Annotated in this window: 13 protein-coding genes; 11 read left to right on the top strand and 2 right to left on the bottom strand. The window is 34.5% G+C overall.

Annotated features, from left to right (window positions below):
- Window positions 1-10: 10 nt before the first annotated feature.
- The 7 genes from HUE87_RS11265 (at window position 11) to HUE87_RS11235 (ending at window position 12,245) form a co-directional block, all read left to right on the top strand.
- The gene (locus HUE87_RS11265) at window positions 11-475 is read left to right on the top strand and encodes a hypothetical protein (RefSeq protein ID WP_194366485.1); all 465 of its coding nucleotides are present in this window, start codon (window positions 11-13) and stop codon (window positions 473-475) included.
- A complete protein-coding gene (locus HUE87_RS11260) occupies window positions 476-2,095 on the top strand; it encodes a cytochrome c biogenesis protein (RefSeq protein ID WP_194366484.1) in 1,620 nt (539 codons plus the stop codon). It begins immediately after the preceding gene.
- A complete protein-coding gene (locus HUE87_RS11255; protein WP_194366483.1) occupies window positions 2,088-3,422 on the top strand; it encodes a cytochrome c biogenesis ResB family protein in 1,335 nt (444 codons plus the stop codon). Before HUE87_RS11260 ends, HUE87_RS11255 begins: the two co-directional genes overlap by 8 nt.
- Window positions 3,423-3,511: 89 nt before the next feature.
- The gene (locus HUE87_RS11250) at window positions 3,512-3,901 is read left to right on the top strand and encodes a hypothetical protein (RefSeq protein ID WP_194366482.1); all 390 of its coding nucleotides are present in this window, start codon (window positions 3,512-3,514) and stop codon (window positions 3,899-3,901) included.
- Window positions 3,898-8,319 carry an Ig-like domain-containing protein gene (locus tag HUE87_RS11245; RefSeq protein ID WP_194366481.1) on the top strand — a complete coding sequence of 1,474 codons (4,422 nt, stop codon included), beginning with the start codon at window positions 3,898-3,900 and terminating at the stop codon, window positions 8,317-8,319. The genes HUE87_RS11250 and HUE87_RS11245 overlap by 4 nt, the downstream gene beginning before the upstream one ends.
- 175 nt (window positions 8,320-8,494) lie before the next feature.
- Window positions 8,495-11,647 (top strand): cytochrome c biogenesis protein CcsA, encoded by a 3,153-nt coding sequence (locus HUE87_RS11240; RefSeq protein WP_194366480.1) that lies wholly within the window; start codon window positions 8,495-8,497, stop codon window positions 11,645-11,647.
- Between the two features lie 13 nt (window positions 11,648-11,660).
- Complete coding sequence (locus HUE87_RS11235; protein ID WP_194366479.1) at window positions 11,661-12,245, top strand: DUF4136 domain-containing protein; 585 nt, start codon at window positions 11,661-11,663, stop codon at window positions 12,243-12,245.
- Between the two features lie 59 nt (window positions 12,246-12,304).
- On the opposite strand, the gene HUE87_RS11230 is transcribed toward HUE87_RS11235, so the two are convergent.
- Entirely contained in the window at window positions 12,305-13,144 is an 840-nt protein-coding gene (locus HUE87_RS11230; protein ID WP_194366478.1) for a DNA-binding protein, read from the bottom strand.
- 9 nt (window positions 13,145-13,153) lie between these two features.
- Window positions 13,154-13,885: a tetratricopeptide repeat protein gene (locus tag HUE87_RS11225; protein WP_194366477.1), complete on the bottom strand. Its 732-nt coding sequence runs from the start codon at window positions 13,883-13,885 to the stop codon at window positions 13,154-13,156.
- A gap of 154 nt (window positions 13,886-14,039) precedes the next feature.
- On the opposite strand from HUE87_RS11225, the gene alaS reads away from it, so the two are divergent.
- From alaS to HUE87_RS11205, 4 genes are read left to right on the top strand one after another with little or no spacing between them, the layout of a single operon-like run.
- Window positions 14,040-16,589 (top strand): alanine--tRNA ligase, encoded by a 2,550-nt coding sequence (alaS, locus tag HUE87_RS11220; protein WP_194366476.1) that lies wholly within the window; start codon window positions 14,040-14,042, stop codon window positions 16,587-16,589.
- Entirely contained in the window at window positions 16,589-17,071 is a 483-nt protein-coding gene (locus tag HUE87_RS11215) for a hypothetical protein (RefSeq protein WP_194366475.1), read from the top strand. Before alaS ends, HUE87_RS11215 begins: the two co-directional genes overlap by 1 nt.
- On the top strand, window positions 17,071-17,616 hold the full coding sequence (maf, locus tag HUE87_RS11210; protein ID WP_194366474.1) for a septum formation inhibitor Maf: 546 nt from the start codon (window positions 17,071-17,073) through the stop codon (window positions 17,614-17,616). Before HUE87_RS11215 ends, maf begins: the two co-directional genes overlap by 1 nt.
- Window positions 17,617-17,664: 48 nt before the next feature.
- A complete protein-coding gene (locus tag HUE87_RS11205; protein ID WP_229855140.1) occupies window positions 17,665-19,476 on the top strand; it encodes a diguanylate cyclase in 1,812 nt (603 codons plus the stop codon).
- The last annotated feature ends 3 nt before the right edge of the window (window positions 19,477-19,479 follow it).

Here is a 19,479-nt window from a genome sequence, read left to right as displayed (position 1 = left end):
TTTAAGAGACATGACTAAATATTTTATATTTTATATTTTTTTTTCACTCACTATATTTGCTAGTGAAGTAGATAACAAGCCTTTTAGAGAGCTTGTTGTTTCGTATAATCACGGAGTCCTTTTAGCAGCGAAAAAAAAGAAGTTTGACCATCTACAAGAGTATCTAACGCAAGAGATATATTTTAAGACTTGGATTTGGCTAGAGTCTTATCAGGACAACTATCTATTTATGGATGCCCTTCTTCTAGGTATAAAGTTTGGTGAGTTTAATCAAGATGGCATTACTGCTACACTCGACACGCATGAGAAGTGGAAATACAGATATATAGATATATTTAGAAAAAAAGTTTCCTCAGAACCTGTAAAAACTGACTATGATATGAGGTACTTCTTTATTCAATTGGAAGATGGCACTTGGAAGATAAATCATATTAAGATAATAAAAGAGGTTAATACTCCTATAGAGGATAAATAGATGCGATTTTTTTTAATTTTATTATTTTTTACAACCATGCTTTTTTCTTTCGTAAAAGATGATGTTTTAAAATACCAGTTAGATAAAGGTTATGCTGAGGTTTTTTCCCGCTTGAGTGTTCAAAGCGGCGATGGCCGTATGAAACCGCTTGACACTCTAAATATGGATGTTTTAAATAAACTTACAAGAAAAAAAGAGTTGTTTGGGCTTAATCATAATCAAGTTGTTTTAGGGATGACTTTTGCTCCAGAGTTTTGGAAAAAAGTTCCTATGCTTGAATACAATTCAAAAGTGCAAAGTTATAATGATTTTTACAAAGATGGTATTTATACTTTGATGCTTGAAGTTGCTGAGGCAAACAAAAAAGAGGCAAGCCAAAGAACAGCTTATGATAAAGAGCTGTTAAAAATAGATGAAAAACTTCAAGTTGCTAAGTATGTTTACACTCAAGGCTATTTAAAAATCTTCCCATTGGCTAATGATGAAAAAAACAGTTGGTTGTCTCCAAAAACATATGAAGAAAAATTTAGTGGTTCACAAAAGTTTGACGTTCAAAAAATCTTGGTTTTAAATAAAAAAGCTTTAATCAGTGGCGATGTTGATTTAGCCAAAGAGATGGTTAAAAAGATTGCTGAGTTTCAAAAGCTTTATGGTTCTAAGGTTTTACTAACTAAAGAAAAAGTGGACGCTGAACTTTTTTATAACAAGATTTTGATATTTGAGAAAATTTATCCATTTTATATAATAGTTGGACTCTTATTATTAGTTCTAAGTTTTATAAAAGTGCTTAGAGAAAAAAACTACATGTTGATTGAAAAAAGTGCTAATTTTATTTTATATGGACTTTTTGCTCTGTATAGTTTTAATCTTGGGCTAAGATGGTACATCAGCACTCACGCGCCATGGACAAATGCTTATGAATCTATGATATTTATAGCTTGGGCAATCTTGCTTGTTGGGTTGATATTTTCTAAGAAATCAAACTTTGCTCTTGGAGTTACTACATTTATGGCTGGAGTTATGCTTTTTGCGGCTCATCTAAGCTGGATTGACCCTAGAATAACAACACTTAGTTCAAGTTTGCAATCTATCTGGCTTGTTATACATGTAGCGATTATTAGTGCCTCATACGCATTTTTGGCCTTAAGTTTTATGCTTGGAATTATCACTCTTGTGCTTTTTAAATTTTCTAAAAACTCTCTACATGTAGCTAAACAAATCAAAGAGTCTTATAAAACAAATGAAGCATCTATGATTTTTGGTCTCTCTCTTTTGGTAATCGGTACACTGCTTGGAAGCGTATGGGCAAATGAATCGTGGGGAAGAGTCTGGGCATGGGACCCTAAAGAGGCTTGGTCATTTATCTCTATACTAGTTTATATGTTCATACTCCATTTTAGATTTATTGCAAAGAGAAGCGGGGTTTATCTCTTTTCTGTAATGTCGGTTTTGGGATTTAGTACTATTTTAATGACATATTTTGGTGTAAACTACTTTTTTGACGCTATACATGTATATGCAAGCGACAGTGGTTCTCGTGTACCTTGGTATGCTTATATTGGTGCTTTAAGCCTCTTTGGTTTAGTGGCTATTTCGTACAAGGATAGAAAAAATGTATAAGCTCTTTTCTATGAAAGTGGCACTTGTTTTTGTGGCAATTTATGCTTTGTCTATTGCTACTGGAACGTTTATAGAAAACAGCTCTTCACATAGTATGGCAAGAGAGTATATCTATGATGCTTTATGGTTCTGGTCTTTGCAAGGTGTTTTAGCTCTGTTTTTAATAGTAGCTATCTTTAGAGCAAAGATGTACAAGTTAAAAAAGCTTGGTCTGTTTTTATTTCACATCTCTTTTTTGATTATTTTAGTCGGTTCTTTTTTATCTAAAAACTACGGCTATAAAGCAGACCTGTATGTTACAAAAGGTATGAGTAGAAATATTATGCTCTCCGGTGATTATTTTATGAGTCTACATGTAACGAAAAATGGACAAACAAAAGATTATTCTCAAGAGGGAAAAGATGGTGCTTTTGATGGCAGTTTTGATTTAGACGGTAGAGAGTTTAAGATAAAACGCGGGTACTACTCAAATAATGCAAAGCTTGAAGTTCTCAGAAAAGGCTCAGGAGATGTGACAAAAAGAGGGGCTATGGCATTTGAAATTATAAAAGATAATATTAAAAGAGAAAAATATTACCTTGAAGATTTGGGTAAGCTACAGTTTGATGACTTTGAATTACTTTTTAATATGGAGCCAAAAGATAAAACTAAACCTTATTTTAAAATAGAAGCAAATGATAAAAAATCACAACATTTTAAATCAAATATACTCATTAAGTCAAATTTTGGCGAAGAGTACAACACAAGTAGCATACATGATTTTTCTCAAGGTATTTTGTACTATATAACTGACAGCATTGGTATTTTGGCAAGTGAAGCAACTACAATTGGAAGTATAGTAGCCGTACCGCAAGAAGAGAAGTCTAAAAACACTAACACAGTAATGCTTGCAAAGATAGAGTATGGTGGAATAAAGAGAGAGATTGTTTTAGTAGAAAAAGATAGATATTTTGGTGGATATGCAAAAGAGATATGGCTTAATGAAAATACAAAAGTAAATATTCGCTGGGGTAAAAAGATGACTACTCTCCCTTTTGAAGTATATTTGAGTGATTTTAAGGTTAAACATTACCCCGGTTCTAATGATGTAGAGAACTATTTTAGTTATATAAATATAATTGATAGCGGTAAAAATATAGAAGCAAAACTTAGTATAAATGAACCATTTTCATATAACGGTTACAGACTTTTTCAGACAAAATTTGAGAATAAAAACAGCACCATCTTTACAGTAAATTATAATCCTGGAATTTTTTGGATTTATTTAGGTTACGTTTTACTTACTCTTGGCTTACTGTTAAACCTCTTTAGAAAAGTTATAAAATAATTTTTTAATTAGCATTAATAACTAATATTGATTCTTTATGAAAAATATGGTATGATAGTTAGATAAAGTTAATAACAAGGGGTTCTGTTATGAATAAAATTTTAATTATTTTAGTTTCGATTTTCTCTCTTTTGAATGCTTCATCATTGTATTTTTATGATTCCGGACAAAAGGTTTTCGTAGAAGAGTTGGCTGTAAATGCTAAGTCACAAAGTGGTGTTGTTTACTATAAAAAAACTGCTGATTCTAATGTTGTCGGAGTAGATGACAAAATAATTGTTCAGCTAAGCCGTCATTCTGACATACACTCTCTCTTGTCCAAATGTAATGTCGAGATTTTGAGAAAGTTGGGTGGTGATTTATATCTACTAAAAGTTTTGGGTGGTGAAAATGTTTTTGAAACCGCTGCTGTCCTTCATGAAGACAGCGATACAGTTTTTGCTCAACCAAACTTTATTAAGTTAAGGAGAGCAAGATGATACGTTCAATAATTATATCTTTTTTAATTCTTTTTTCATTAACTGGATGTGGCGAAGGTGATGGTTCAGGGACTGTGACAGGTCAGTTTGTTGATGCTCCTGTTCAAGGTTTGGGTTATACATGTTCATCTGGAACAACAGGCACAACCAACTCCAATGGTGAGTATACATGTATCATCGGGGATAGTGTAACATTTTTTATAGGCTCAGTTGAAATCGGTACATCATCTGCACAAGAAACAGCGATTACTCCTTACTCTTTATTTACTAATAATAATGTTGCTGCAATTAACCTTGCAAGACTTCTTCAGTCTGTGGATACGGGTAGTGTATCAGGTGTTATAGTGATAGATACTGCTTTAGAAGCAAATATACCTGCTGATACAAATTTTTCAAATGTTGATTTTAATACAACAATACAAGATGCACTTGATATTGTTTTAGTTAGTGAAACTGAGGCAAGAACTACGATGAATGAGGCTATTATAATAGCTGGTGGAATTGTTCCAGCGGATGTTGATAGTAATGCAACACAAATAGTGGAAGAGGAAACTTCGTTATTTGACTTTGATGAAATTCAAGCTTTTGTTGCTGCTGGTATATCTACAGTAGGTCAAGCGATTGCAGATGAATATTATAAATATGCATGGCACATTGAAGATCACAATAATAATTTTACTACTTCAAATGGCATAGATAGCAGTGCTTCTGTAAATATTAAATCAGCTTGGGAAATAACAAGAGGTCAAGGTGTTTTAGTTGCAGTGATTGATGATAGTTTTAACACAACACACGAAGACTTAAAAGACAATATAGTAGCGACTTACAATGCAAAAACAGGCTCAAGTATTGTTTTTGATAGCGAATTAACATCTGCTCATGGAACAGCAGTTTCTGGAATTGTTGGTGCATCTGCAAATAACAAAGGGGTTGTCGGGGTAGCACCTGACGCAAAACTTTTGCTTATAGCAATAGGTGAAGGCGAAAATAACAGTGATTTAACCCTTATAGATGCTTTTGAATATGCTAGAATACATGGCGCACATGTAGTTAGTTGTAGTTGGGGTACTGAGAGTGTGTCAGAAGCCGTAAGTGTAAAGATAAAAGAGCTTTATGATGATGGTATAACAGTTGTATTTGCTTCTGGTAACTTAGGTAAAGATTTGGATAGTGAAGGTATTAGTGATGAGTCTGAACTTCCTTGGGTTATAGGTGTTGGCGCAAGTAGTGAAACAAACAATAAAACTCAAAATTCGAACTATGGAAAAAACATAGATATTTTGGCTCCTTCTGGAAATAATATTGGTATAGTTACAACAGACGAGATGGGATACACTGGTAGAAATGGTAGTGATTTAGGAATAGTTAACAAAAACTATACATTTTTAAAAGGAACATCTGCTTCTGCACCAATTGTATCAGGAGTTGTAGCGCTATTACTTAGTGAAAAACCAGATTTATCTCCTGCTCAAATAAGACATATTCTTATAAATAGCACAGACAAGATTGGTGATGTGACGTATAATGAAAATGGTTGGAATAGCCAATATGCATACGGTAAGATAAATGCACATGCAGCTTTACTGGCGATAGGCGACGTTCCTGCATCGGTTGATATTACTGTAGAAGAGGCAGAGGTGACAAATGCTGACCCTGATAGGGTAGAAGTTGATGTCGAGTATAGAGGTAGTTTTGGTTGGACATCAATTACACCAGGCCTTTCTACAAGCAGTGGTAGTCCAACAACAGGGATAGAGCTTCAACCTACTTTTGTTGGTAGAGCTGGTCAAAGTTTATCTAGTAGTACGGTTACTAATACAGCAAATGCTAGTTGGGTAAAGATGTCAACTGCAGATATTACTTGTACTACAAACAATACTTCATGTTGGAATGTTCCATTAAGTTATAGTTCTTCTGGTAGAGATATTACGGTTACTTTTCCTACTTCTTTAACAATGGGTACTACTTATAGAATAAGATTTACCACAAGTATATCTGGTGGCGGTGATAACTTGAGTAGTAATAGAAATTATTACTTCACCACTATTTCAGATAGTACTCCTCCAACACTAACATCAGTATCTATGGCATCAAACAATAGTGCCGATAGTACAAAAGCAAGACCTACAAATCAGATAACTGTAACATTTACTGCAAATGAAGCATTAGATGTAGGTGCGACTACAGCTACTATTGCTGGGCAGAGTGCAACGATAGCACTTGTGAGTGGTACAACTTATACAGCTAAATACACGATGACTACAGCTACAAATAACGGAAATATTGCTTTTTTAATAACAGCTAGAGATACAGCTGGTAATGCTGCAAGTGCAGTGAGCACTACGACGGATGGAAGCTCGGTTACATTTGATAAGACAGGACCAACTGTAAACACTCCTATTTCACCTGCAAGCGGAGCAACGTTAGTTGCTAAAAATACTACTGTAGTATTTACATTCAACGAGGCTATGGATGCTTCTACGTTGACAACATCAAACATTTCAATGGATAATGGAGTGACAGGAAGTGTCGGCGTCAGCGGAAATACGGTTACATTTACACCTAGTGTAGATTTGGCTGATAATACAACATATACATTAACTGTAACAACAGGGGTTAAAGATGCACTTGGCAATGCAATAGCATCGAACTTTACTTCTTCTTTTAGTACAGTTTTACCAGAGAGTGTTCCTCCGGTTGTCAGCTCAACCAATCCGGCTGATGGAGCTAGCGGAGTAGACTTCAAAGGAAATGTTCAAGTCACATTTAATGAAACGATGAATGCATCAACTATAAATACAACCAATATAAGGTTACTTGATGGTGCTACGCCAATCTCCGGAAGTGTTAGTCTGAGCGGAAATACCGCTACATTCATACCTGATGCATATATGGATTTTTCAAAAACTTATACCATAAGAGTTGAGACAGGTGTACAAGATGCTTCTGCAAATAATCTTGCATCAACTTTCACATCAACTTTTACAACACAGGCACCTGAGACAACACCTCCTACTATAAGCTCTATTTCTCCGGCGAATAATGAAGAAGATGTAGTTTTAAATTCAGCTGTTACAATAACGTTCAGTGAAGAGATGAAAGCTTCTACTATTACCACATCTAATATAATAGTAAAAGATTCTAATAATGATGTGGTAGCAGGAACGGTATCTTTAAGTAACAATGTAGCAACTTTTACCCCTACTGCAAATTATGCTATCGATGAAGTCTATAGCGTTAGAGTAACAACAGGTGTCCAAGATTTATCTGCTAATGGTTTGGCTTCACAGTCTGACACAATTTTTACTACAGTCGCTTCAGCTTGTACGCAGACAGCAAATCCAACTATTTGCTATAGTGTCCCAGAGGATGATGCAATCAGTGTTTTAATAGACTCATCAATTAGCATTAGATTTAGTGAAGCGATGGTCGCCGGTGGTATGTCAACTTCAAATATTGTTCTTAGAAATGAATCAAGCACAAGTATTCCCGGAACCGTTACATATGACGGATACACTGCTACATTCACTCCAAGCTCATCACTAACATATAATCATACATACACAATAAATGTAAATGGTGGCGTAGTAGGTGCGACTACAAGTAATGGTATGGGAAGTCAGGCAACTAGAACTTTTACAACAGCAGTAGACTCAAGCGGTGATAATGTTAGAGATAACACAAAAGAAGTTGTTGTACTTGGTGAATCAAGCCTTGTCTGGCAGGATGATGCAGATGTGCTAACAACAAAAACATGGAGTTCTGCAAAAACATATTGTGCAGATAGCACTTTAGGCGGGTATGATGATTGGTATCTTCCAGATGTAAATGAGTTAAAAAGCCTTGCTGATGAGATTGATGAAGATGAAAGTATCTTTCAAAACATAGTTAGTGGATATTTTTGGAGTTCTGAGACATATAGTGGTGATTCCAATAGAGCATTAGATGTTAGATTTAACAATGGTTCTGTAAACCACTATGGAAAATTAAATAGTGATTATGTAAGATGTGTTAGAAGTTCAAGAGGAAGCGAAGCAGGTGCTGATGAAGCAGATATTCCATCAGGTATAGTTAATATGAATTCAACAGCTCTCGTTTGGCAAGATAATAACTACAATACTAAAACAAACTGGCAGAGTGCTGTTGATTACTGTACAGGATTGAGTTTAGCCACATTTACAGACTGGAGACTTCCAACAATAACTGAACTTGAAAGTATAGTAGATCGTGGTGATGAAGGTACTACACCATTCTTAAATAGTGTATTTCAAACAGGTGAAATGGATATATATTGGAGTAGTACTTCAGTAGAGAGACCAACTACAGATGTAAAATATTTAGACTTTTATTCTGGAGATCCAGGAACAGCGAATAAAACGACAGGCTCTGGTATAGCTAGATGTGTTAGAAACAAATAATGTAAAAAATATGCTTTGGATACAATGTGATTAATCATTATCATTGGTGTCCAAGTGTACTTTCTCCTCTATAAATCATCTCGAAAAATCTTCAAAGTTATTACGCATTAACCATTATGTGGTAAGTATCTGGTACACTCAAACTATTGTTTTGTATTCATATAAAGGAAAAATTATGACACTTATTAAAAAGATATGGTCACTTTTAATTTCGATGAAATTAATGGTAGTTTTGATTCTTATATTTGCAGTAGCTAGTGGAGTTGCAACATTTATAGAGAATGATCATGGTATAAATACTTCATGGGCACTAGTTTATAGTACACGTTGGTTTGAAGCAGTGCAGGTACTTTTAGGTATCAGTATTATTGGAAATATTTTCAAATATAAAATGTATACTAAGAAAAAATTACCTACCTTCATATTTCATATTGCCTTTTTATTTGTTTTACTAGGCTCAGGCATCACTCGTTACTATGGGTATGAGGGTGTTATGAATATAAGAGAGGGATCAACTGAACATCGTATGTTGTCTTCTGACGCTTTTTTACAGGTTAGTGCAAATAAAAATAATACGAAATACTATGAAGAGGATATTGTTTATATCTCTGCTCTTGGAGGCAGAGAATTTAAAACAACTCTAGATGTTGATGGTAAAGATATTACAGTTAAATATAAGAAGTTTATAGATAAAGCTGTAAAAACTGCTGTTGAAGACCCAAGTGGAGTACCAATAGTCTCTTTTGTTATTACAACACCGCAAGGTCCTGAGAAATTTTTCTTGAAAAGTGGTGATTTTATAGACTTAGGTCCATTGGCTGTTTATTTTGATAAAGAGCCAGAAGGAGTTCCCAAGCCTATAGTTCGTCTTATTAGTAATGGTGATAAAATATCTTTTGTCTCAAATGTGCAAATAAACTGGATGAAGATGGCAGACCGCTCAGAAGGTCTTTATGACGTTGGCAGAGAGTACCCTTTTGAGGCGAAAAAACTTTATAACATTAATGGTATTCAGTTAGTCTCTAAAGCGGTTTTAGCTAAGGGCAAAGTAACTGTAGTTGATGAAGCTACATATAAGTCGACAGCAAAGATGAATATGAAATTTGCATCACTATCTGCTTTGGTTGTAGATGTTGAGTATGACGGAACGCATAAAGAAGTTGCCCTTATGGGGAGTGGAAAGCGATATAAAGGTTATACTGAAAATATCAAGATAGCTGATACTGAAATAGCATTAGAGTGGGGTTCAAAGATTATCGAGTTACCATTCTCTCTTAGACTTAGAGATTTTAAGCTGATAAAATATCCAGGTTCAATGAGTCCTTCATCGTATGAGAGTCATGTAACTTTAATAGATAAGAAAAACCTTGTTAAGCAGGAGCACAGAATTTACATGAATAATGTTCTTGATTATGGCGGTTATCTATTTTTTCAATCATCATATGATAAAGATGAAAAAGGGACAATCTTGTCTGTAAATCATGACCCTGGGAAGTGGCCAACTTATTTGGGCTACACACTTTTAGCAATTGGTCTGTTTCTTAATTTTTTTAATCCAAATGGTCGTTTTGGAAAACTTGCTCGAAGTAAATATGAGTACAAAGCAGGAGTGACTGCTTCATTGTTAATGCTTTTTGCACTCTTTAGTACACAGCCACTTGTAGCATCATCTGAACTAATTGAGAAGGTTAAAAATATTGATGCAGGACATGCAGATCACTATGGGACTTTGCTGGTTCAAAGTCGTGATGGTAGAATCAAGCCACTTGACTCTTTTGCAACTGAACTGCTTAATAAAATATCTGCTAAAGACAGTATGTTTGGACTTTCTCATAATCAAATACTGCTAGGTATGGCATCTAACCCAGATGTTTGGAAACAGATTGATATGATTAAGGTAGCACACCCGAAAGTTCAAAAACTGCTTGGTATTGATGAGTCTAAAAAAAGATTTGCATACAGAGATGCTTTTGATAGAAATGGTCAATATAAGTTAGGTGAACTTGCAGAACAGGCTCTTCGTAAGCGTTCAGCAACTAGGGATATGTTTGATAAAGAGCTTATAAAAGTTGATGAGAGAGTAAATGTAGCTTATATGATTTACTCAGGTCGTTTTATGACTGTTTTCCCTCTTGAAGGCGATGTAAACAATAAATGGTACTACCCAGAAGAGGCCCTTCAAAGTTTTCCGCCAGAAGCTTCAAAAGAGGTTCTGTCTCTGCTTAGAAATAACTCTATGGGCTTGGTAAATGGCATAAACAGAGGCACATGGGAAGAAGCAAATAAGGCTATAGATGATATTAAAGAGTATCAGAAAAAGTACTCTCCTTCAATCATCCCAGATCCTATGTTGATAGAAGCAGAACTTCTTTACAATAAGATGAATGTTTTTGATAAACTGTATCCAATCTACCTTATTGCAGGTTTAGTTCTCTTGGTGCTGATATTTGTCCGCCTTGCAAAGCCAAATATAAATATAGAAGTAGTTACACGTATTGTTTTAGCAGTTTTTGTTGTTGCGTTTGTTGTTCATACTATGAACTTGGGTCTAAGATGGTATATCGCGGGTCATGCTCCATGGAGTAATGGATACGAGGCAATGCTTTATATTTCGTGGACTATCATTCTTGCTGGAATATTGTTTGCACGTTCATCAGAGTTGGCAGTTGCAACTACTGGTATTTTTTCAGGTATAACTCTATTTGTAGCGCATCTAAGCTGGCTAAATCCACAGATAACAACAATGGTTCCTGTCCTTAAGTCATACTGGCTGACAATCCATGTTTCTATTATTACGGCAAGTTACGGTTTTCTTGGGCTAAGTACACTCCTTGGTTTTGTGACACTGATATTTTACATAATGCTCTCTAATAAAGATAAGCGTGAGCAAATCAGTGTAAATATACTCGAAGCAACGCGTATTAGTGAGATGTCTATGATTGTTGGACTTTCACTTCTTACAGTTGGAAATTTTTTAGGCGGTGTTTGGGCTAATGAGTCTTGGGGTCGCTACTGGGGATGGGATCCAAAAGAGACTTGGGCACTGGTAACTATTTTAGTCTACGTATTTGTAATACATATGCGTTTTGTACCGGCACTGAAATCAAACTTTACATTTAATGCTGTTTCAGTAGTTGCTTACTCTTCTGTTATAATGACATACTTTGGTGTTAACTACTACTTGTCTGGATTGCACTCATATGCTGCTGGTGATCCTGTTCCTGTACCTGAGTGGATATATTATGTGATATCTGTTATAATTATACTAATTGTCAGTGCATGGTTTAACCGTAATAAGTTAGTGAATATAAAACCTATAAAACAGTAAAAAAGGGGAGTTTATGAGAAACTTGTTGTTTGGAGTCGTTGTATCTATTTTTATGATTGGGTGTTCTACACTTCAGGTTCAAGTTGATTATGACCCGAAGTATGACTTTAAATCAAACTCAAACTTTTCAGTTGTTTATGCCAAGAAAAGCGATAACAGAGATTTGGCTAGAAGTCGTATAAGTAAAGCTCTTAAGAGCTATATAATTCAAAAAGGTTACACAAGTGTAGAGAAAAGTAATGCAGACTTTTATTTTACAGTACATCTTGATGTTCAAACTAAGAGTCAAGTTGAGACTAATTATGAAAATATGAGTATAAGACCTAGATTTTATGATGGTTATTGGAACAACAACTCGCCTTTTATAGATGTTAATCGTAGCTATTACCCGTATGAGAGAGATATGAGAGTCACTACTAATACTTATGAGTATGACGAGGGAAAACTAATTATAGAAGTTTTTGATGTTAAAAAGCAGGAAGTTGTTTGGCAGGGTATAGCTAAAGACGAAATATCTGCAGAATATACACAAGAAGAGATGAGCGCTTATATAAATAAGGTTATTGAAAAGTTATTTAAGGATTTTCCTAATAAATAGTTAGAAGTTTTTAGAGCATCTTTTAAGGATGCTCTATAGTTTAGTTACTATTATAAATACTACTTAATAGCAGTAAATTTAGCCTCTTCGATGATTACGTCAAATTTATAACCATAACCAAGATCAACTTTAGTTTTTATTATTCCCTCAGTAGTAACTACATCTCCAACTTTTACAGTTGAATTTTTCGAAGTAGCTATAATGTCATTAGTTCCATTGGAACCAGAACCATCTTGTAAGTGAACCCAATCTTTACCCATAATTGCTTTTGACACCTTAACTACTTGAGCATTAACTTTTACACTTTTAGCAGCAAGTTCTGCTTTTTTTGTATATAAATCTTCAACACTGTACCCATTCGGATTTTTAGATACCTTGATTGCTGATGGAGTTTGTTTAAGTTCATCTTCGTGGTTGCAATCAATATGTGTTCCATCTGTATGTTTAGCAGCCGTAGTTACTACAGAACCACTCTTAGCTGATTTGTCAGTTGATACAATAGCACTAACAAATACAAGAGTCTCAAATGTTTTATTTAATGCTTTGCTTGAAAAATCATTCATAACCATTTGCTCAAGAAAAGAGATTTTACTTCCTACTGTTACTTCTGTCTGAGGACCGGCTATCCAGTATACATTGCCTTCTTCTTCAACTTTAGCGTATGTATAACCACCACCATTTACAGTTTCTAACACTTTACCAACATGAGGAGCATCAAGTTTAAGCTCATTGTCGTTTGGCGTATCTTGTTTTTGAGGAGAAGCTCCATAAATTGATTGAGGCTCTACAGCTGCTTTAGTAATCTCTGCTTTTGTACTTTTTTCTTGCTCTTTTGGCTTATCGCTACAACCTACTATTAGAAGTGTAGCAACGCTTAATGCAATAGATATTTTTTTCATAAATTTCCTTTAATTTTGTTTATTTTGTTCTGGTATCCAATTTTCTTTATCTAAAATTGCTTTAGCTTCATGTTTTCCATTTAAGTAAGCCTTTTTTAGAAGACCCTCAGCCTCTTTTTTGTTTTGTTTTACTCCATCACCATCGTAATACATCTTACCAAGTACGTATTGCGCTGCTTCGCTGTTTTGCATAGATGCTTTGTTTAGGTAAAGGATGGCTTTGGATAAATCCATTTTTGTACCTTCGCCAGCTTTGTACATCAAACCAACTTGATATTGCGCTATAGGGTATTTTTTATCTGCAACTTGTTTATATAATTCAAAAGCCTTACCCAAATCTTTTTTTACACCATCACCTTTGTAGTATATCTCAGCAAGGTGAATGGCAGACTTTTGGTCCCCTTTTTCAGCCCCTTGACCAAATAAAGAAATTGCTTCATTCATATCCTGTTTTACGCCATCTCCCTTTTTGTACATCATAGCAAGGTTAAACATAGCTTTTTCATGCCCTTGTATTGCAGCTTTTCGATATAAAGATGCTGCCATAGCATGGTCTTTTTCTATTGAAATACCCTGAAAATACATGCCACCCAAAGCAAATTGACTATTTGCCTCCCCTTTGTCAGCTTTTACTTTTACCGACATAAACGCTCTGTTATTCATATTCGTTTGCTGTGCTGCTAATACTACAGTTGTTGCTAAAGATAATTGTAAAGCAGTAGCCAATATTAATTTCTTCAAGATTATCTCCGATTTTTGTTTTAATTTACCATTATTGAAAGTCAATAATTATAGCTACACTTATCAAATTTTTTACTTAAATAGGCAGGTATTTTTATCTTCTTTAGTACAATTTTTAGGTATAATCGCGTAATTTTATACGAGAGAATTATTTATGAATATTAGAGAAGAATTTTTAAAATTTTTTGAAGAAAAAAATCACGATAGAGTAGCAAGCTCTCCGCTTGTACCAGATGACGCAACACTTCTTTTTAACAATGCAGGTATGGTGCCCTTTAAATCTATTTTTACAGGTGAAATACCGGTTCCACAAAACCCTAGAGCTACTTCTTGTCAAACATGTATCCGTGCAGGCGGTAAACACAACGATTTGGAAAATGTTGGACACACAGCCCGTCACCACACGTTTTTTGAGATGCTCGGTAACTTTAGTTTTGGTAACTACTTCAAAGAAGATGCCATTGATTATGCTTGGGAATTTATAACTGAAGTTTTAAAATTCCCTGTTGAGAAGCTCTGGGTTACTGTCCATGAGAGCGATGATGAAGCTGAACTCCTTTGGCAGAAGCATGTTCATAAAGATAGAATTATGAGACTTGGTGATGCTGATAACTTCTGGCAGATGGGAGATACAGGACCATGTGGACCTTGTAGTGAAATCTTTTTTGACCAAGGCGCAGAAAGCTTTAGTGGCCCAGAGGATTATATGGGCGGTGAGGGAGATAGATTTTTAGAGATTTGGAATCTTGTTTTCATGCAGTATGAAAAAAGTGCCGATGGGACTATGACGCCACTTCCAAAACCATCGATAGATACGGGTATGGGTCTTGAGCGTGTTGTCGCAATTGCAGAGGGGAAACAAAGCAATTATGACTCATCACTTTTTATGCCAATTATTCTACATGTAGAAAGACTAATAGGCAAAGAGTATGAGTATGCTACTGGTGCTTCTTACCGCGTAATAGCAGACCATATAAGAACTGCACTATTTCTTTTGGCTCAAGGTATAAACTTTTCAAACGAAGGGCGTGGCTATGTTCTTCGTCGTATTCTTCGTCGTGCTGTAAGACACGGTTATTTGCTTGGTTTTAGAGAGCCGTTTATGTATAAACTGGTTGATGATGTGGTAGAGATTATGGGAGCAGAGTATGATTATTTATCTCCTAAAGCTCCTGCCGTAAAAGAGCAGATAGAATTAGAAGAGGCTAGATTTTTCAAAACAATTGAGTCTGGAATCGAACTCTTTAATGCTGAACTTGAAAATACAAAGGGTGTCTTTAGCGGAGAGGTTGCTTTTAAACTTTATGACACTTTTGGATTCCCGCTTGACCTAACAGAAGATATGCTTAAAGAGAAAAATTTAAAACTTGATTCTGCTAAGTTTGAAGAGTTGATGCTTGAGCAAAGAACTCGTGCAAAAGCTGCCTGGAAGGGTAGCGGAGATGATGCAGTTCATGGAGATTTCAAAGAACTTTTAGAGAAGTTTAATGAAAACACTTTTATCGGATATGAGTTTTTACAACACTCAGGGGAAGTTTTAGCGCTTTTAGATGATAAATTTAAACATGTAGAAAAGTTAAGTGTAGGTTCTAAAGGCTGGGTTCTTTTAGATGTTACACCTTTTTATGCTGAGAGTGGTGGACAAACTGGTGATATGGGAGAGCTTGTCAATTTTGCAAAAGTTCTTGATACGAAAAAGTTCTTTGGACTAAATATGTCACAAATCTCTGTAGAAAATGAGTTAAAAGTTGGTGATATTGTAGACTCACATGTAGATATAAGCAGAGCAGAAATTATCAAACATCACTCCGCTACACACCTTCTTCATGCAACTTTATATGATGTTTTAGGAGATCATATTTCACAAGCAGGCTCACTTGTAGACGCAGATAAGCTAAGATTCGATTTCTCACATCCAAAAGCGTTAACTAACGTAGAGATAGCTGAAATAGAGAAAAGAGTAAACAATGATGTTCTTCGTGGAATAACTGGCAAAACAGAAGTTATGGGTATTGAAGATGCTAAAAAGTCTGGTGCAAAAGCTCAGTTTGGAGAGAAATACGGTGATGAAGTTCGCGTTGTTAGTTTTGGCAATGCAAGTGTAGAGTTTTGCGGTGGAGTACATGTAGATAATTCTGCAAACATAGGCTCGTTTATTATTACAAAAGAGAGTGGAGTCTCTGCAGGTGTTCGTCGTATAGAGGCTGTTTGTGGAAATGCAGCTTTTCAATACTTTACGCAGCAAAGAGCTCTTTTAAAAGAGGTTCAAGCCGAAGTTAAAAACTTAGATATTATTTCTGGTATTGCAAGGCTTAAATCAAATATTACTGAGCTAAAGAACGAATTGCAAGATGCGCAAAATAGTGCTAAAGTTGAGATGAGAACAACTGATATAAATGGTGTTACAGTTGTTGTTGAAGAGTTACTGAGCGGAGATATAAAAGAAAAAATTGATGAGCTTAAAAACCAAAATGAAAAACTTTGCGCAATGCTTTTTCAAGTAAAAGGTGATAAAGTACTTATTGCTGCTGGTGTTAAAGATGCAAATGCTAAAGCTGGTGATTGGATTAAAAAAATTGCTCCAATACTTGGTGGCGGAGGCGGAGGTCGTCCTGACTTTGCACAAGCCGGTGGAAAAGATGCAACAAAATTGGCAGAAGCTAAAGAAGAGGCATTAAAATTTATTGCGGAGGTTCTGTCATAATGCAAGATATATTTTTAGAGTATAAAGTTATTATAGTTTTTTTACATGTAATAAGTGCGGTTGTGTGGGTTGGCGGTATGATAGCTATGCGTTATGCTGCTCATCAATCATTTTTAGAGATTGAATCACCTCAAAAAAGATTAGAGAGAATTTCTCATGCTCTTAAAAGACTCTTTAGTATAGTTTTACCTTTTGTAATTATCTTAATGATTACTGCGATTTTTATGATTAAAGGTTATGGACTCTCCGCATCAGCATTTAGCCCATTAGTCTACATTAAAGAGACTATATGGAGTGTTATGTTTATAAACCTGATGGTTATGATGCTTAGAAGAAACAAGGCTGAGAAACTATTGAACAGCGGAGACTTTGTAGGTGCTAAAAATCAGCTTGGACTTATTGGAAAATTTATGGTGCCTCTAAATATTGTACTTGGTGTTATTGCGATATTGATAGGAACTTATTTCTCAAGCTCTTTATAATGATAAGACTTGCTTCATCTTCATCTACACGTGCCCAGCTTTTAACAGAAGCTGGAATTGAGTTTATTCAGCAAAGTGTTGATTTTGATGAAGATAGTATTATTGCCTCATCACCTAAAAACTTCGTTTACCTCGCTACACTTGGAAAATATGAAGCAAACCTCAAATCTTTCGGATACAATGATTACCCGCTTTTAGTAGCTGACACTGTAGTCAGTTCTCAGGGGCAAATACTTAGAAAAGCGAAATGTGTTGATGATGCCAGAAATATACTGATGACACTAAGCGGAAATATTACAAGCATTATTACATGTATGATTTACCAAGCGCCAAACATTAAAATAGTCGACATCTCATCTACTGATTATATTTTCAGTGAGTTTAATCTTGAAGATTTAGAAAATTATCTTAGATGTGGGGATTGGCAAGGAAAAGCAGGGGCTTGTATGGTAGAGGGGTTTTGTAAAGCTTATATAACAGAAATTAGGGGATATGAGAGCACAGCAATGGGTTTGAATACAGAGTTATTAAAAATTTTTATTTAAATTCAACATATTTAGTGATAAAATGGTGTAAATAAAAGGACATTTAGATTGAAACATTATCGGCTATACTTATATCAACTTGTTGGTTTTATACTTTTAGTACTTATTGCTTTCTCATACACTGGTTTTCTTGAAGAAAAAAAAGATAGCCTGCAAAATATTAAATATAAATTATTAGCCAGTGAGATGCAAGAAGAAGTTGGGGCTATGATTTTAGCCAAGCAAAAGGCGACTTTAGCGATGGCAATTAGTTTGGCAAATGATAAAAAATTAGTTCAGGATGTTTTTAGCAACAATATAGATAATGATTATTATAAAAAACTAATTTCTGATTATAGAGAATATACACAATATAAAAACATATGGGTGCATATTATTGACAAGGATTTAAACTCTATCTATAAAAGCTGGAGCAATATAAAACATGAGAATATTGCTGGCCTAAGACCGGATTTGGTAAGCGTTTCAAAATCAAAAAAACCGTCATATGGTTGTAGCGCAGGGCTTTATGACCTTAGTATAAAAGCAGTAATCCCACTTTTTAAAGATGATGTTTTTATTGGAATAATAGAGGTGATATCACATTTCAACTCTATTTCAAAGCAGCTAAAGAAGTTTGATACAGACTCAGTTGTTGTTTTGAAAAAAAGGTATAGTGAAAAATTAAAATACCCATTTACAGCAACATTTATCAATAGTGAATATTATGTTGCAAATTTTGATGCACCCTCAGGGATATTAAAATATTTAGAGAAAAAAGGTGTACAAAACTACTTTAACAACTCATACAAAGTAGAAGATGACTATTTGGTGGTCTCACATGAGTTAAAAACACTAAATATGGAGTCTCTCGGCTATTATATTATGTTTAAAAAGAGAAATAATGTTTCAAATTTAGATTTAGATTTTTTAATGTTTAAGTGGTTTACTTTTACAACTATAATTGTTATGAGCATTGCAATTATTGTGAGTAGCTTTCTTTTTTATGGAAATAGAAGAGAAAAGAAATACTATAAAAATATTATAGATTCATCCACTAATATTGTTGTAATAAATGACAAAAATACAACAATAGATGTAAACAGAGTGTTCTTTAAATATTTTGATGGATATAAATCCCTTAAAGAGTTTAAAATGGAGCATGCTTGTATATGTGATTTTTTTGTAAAAGAAGATGGATGTGTACAAAAAGATATGAGTGGTCAGCATTGGGTTGAATATTTGGAACAAAATTCTACTAGCTATAATAAGGTAAAAATTAAATACAATGAAAAAGAGTACTATTTCTCAGTAGCTGTATCACTTATTTCAGTTGAGAAGAATCATTACAGTGTAGTACTTACAGATATTACAGAGCAAGAAAGATATAAAATAGAATTAGAATATTTAACAGTTACGGATCCTTTGACTGGGATTAAAAATCGCAGGTATTTCAATCAACGATTAAAGGAAGAGATTTCCAAGTCAAGAAGATATGGACACTCTTTATCTCTTATAATGTGTGATATAGATTTTTTTAAAAAAGTAAATGATATTCATGGGCATATAGTCGGTGATAATGTACTTGTAGAGTATTCAAAACTTATATCTTCTTTTATTAGAAATGTTGATATTTTTTGCAGAATTGGAGGTGAAGAGTTTATGATAATTTTACCACATGCAAGCAAGGAAAATGCAGAGGTAATTGCAGAAAAACTGAGAATAGAGATAAAGAATAGTGAGAAAATTCTGCCAATTACAATGAGTTTTGGAGTTACACAGTATGTTGATGGAGAAGATGCAGAGTTTTTATACAAAAGAGTAGATGATGCACTCTACAAAGCAAAAGAGACAGGCAGAGACAGGGTTGTTGTTGGTTAATGG

It is taken from the genome of Candidatus Sulfurimonas marisnigri, from assembly GCF_015265475.1.
Lineage (GTDB): Bacteria > Campylobacterota > Campylobacteria > Campylobacterales > Sulfurimonadaceae > Sulfurimonas > Sulfurimonas marisnigri.
This window is presented reverse-complemented; position numbering and strand designations above follow the sequence as displayed.

Bases quoted from the DNA above. Each gene is read 5' to 3' on its own strand.
- HUE87_RS11215 (WP_194366475.1), top strand. From the start codon at position 16,589: ATGCAAGATATATTTTTAGAGTATAAAGTTATTATAGTTTTTTTACAT.
- HUE87_RS11265 (WP_194366485.1), top strand. From the start codon at position 11: ATGACTAAATATTTTATATTTTATATTTTTTTTTCACTCACTATATTT.
- HUE87_RS11260 (WP_194366484.1), top strand. From the start codon at position 476: ATGCGATTTTTTTTAATTTTATTATTTTTTACAACCATGCTTTTTTCT.
- maf (WP_194366474.1), top strand. From the start codon at position 17,071: ATGATAAGACTTGCTTCATCTTCATCTACACGTGCCCAGCTTTTAACA.
- HUE87_RS11240 (WP_194366480.1), top strand. From the start codon at position 8,495: ATGACACTTATTAAAAAGATATGGTCACTTTTAATTTCGATGAAATTA.
- HUE87_RS11235 (WP_194366479.1), top strand. From the start codon at position 11,661: ATGAGAAACTTGTTGTTTGGAGTCGTTGTATCTATTTTTATGATTGGG.
- HUE87_RS11245 (WP_194366481.1), top strand. From the start codon at position 3,898: ATGATACGTTCAATAATTATATCTTTTTTAATTCTTTTTTCATTAACT.
- HUE87_RS11255 (WP_194366483.1), top strand. From the start codon at position 2,088: ATGTATAAGCTCTTTTCTATGAAAGTGGCACTTGTTTTTGTGGCAATT.
- alaS (WP_194366476.1), top strand. From the start codon at position 14,040: ATGAATATTAGAGAAGAATTTTTAAAATTTTTTGAAGAAAAAAATCAC.
- HUE87_RS11230 (WP_194366478.1), bottom strand. From the start codon at position 13,144: ATGAAAAAAATATCTATTGCATTAAGCGTTGCTACACTTCTAATAGTA.
- HUE87_RS11250 (WP_194366482.1), top strand. From the start codon at position 3,512: ATGAATAAAATTTTAATTATTTTAGTTTCGATTTTCTCTCTTTTGAAT.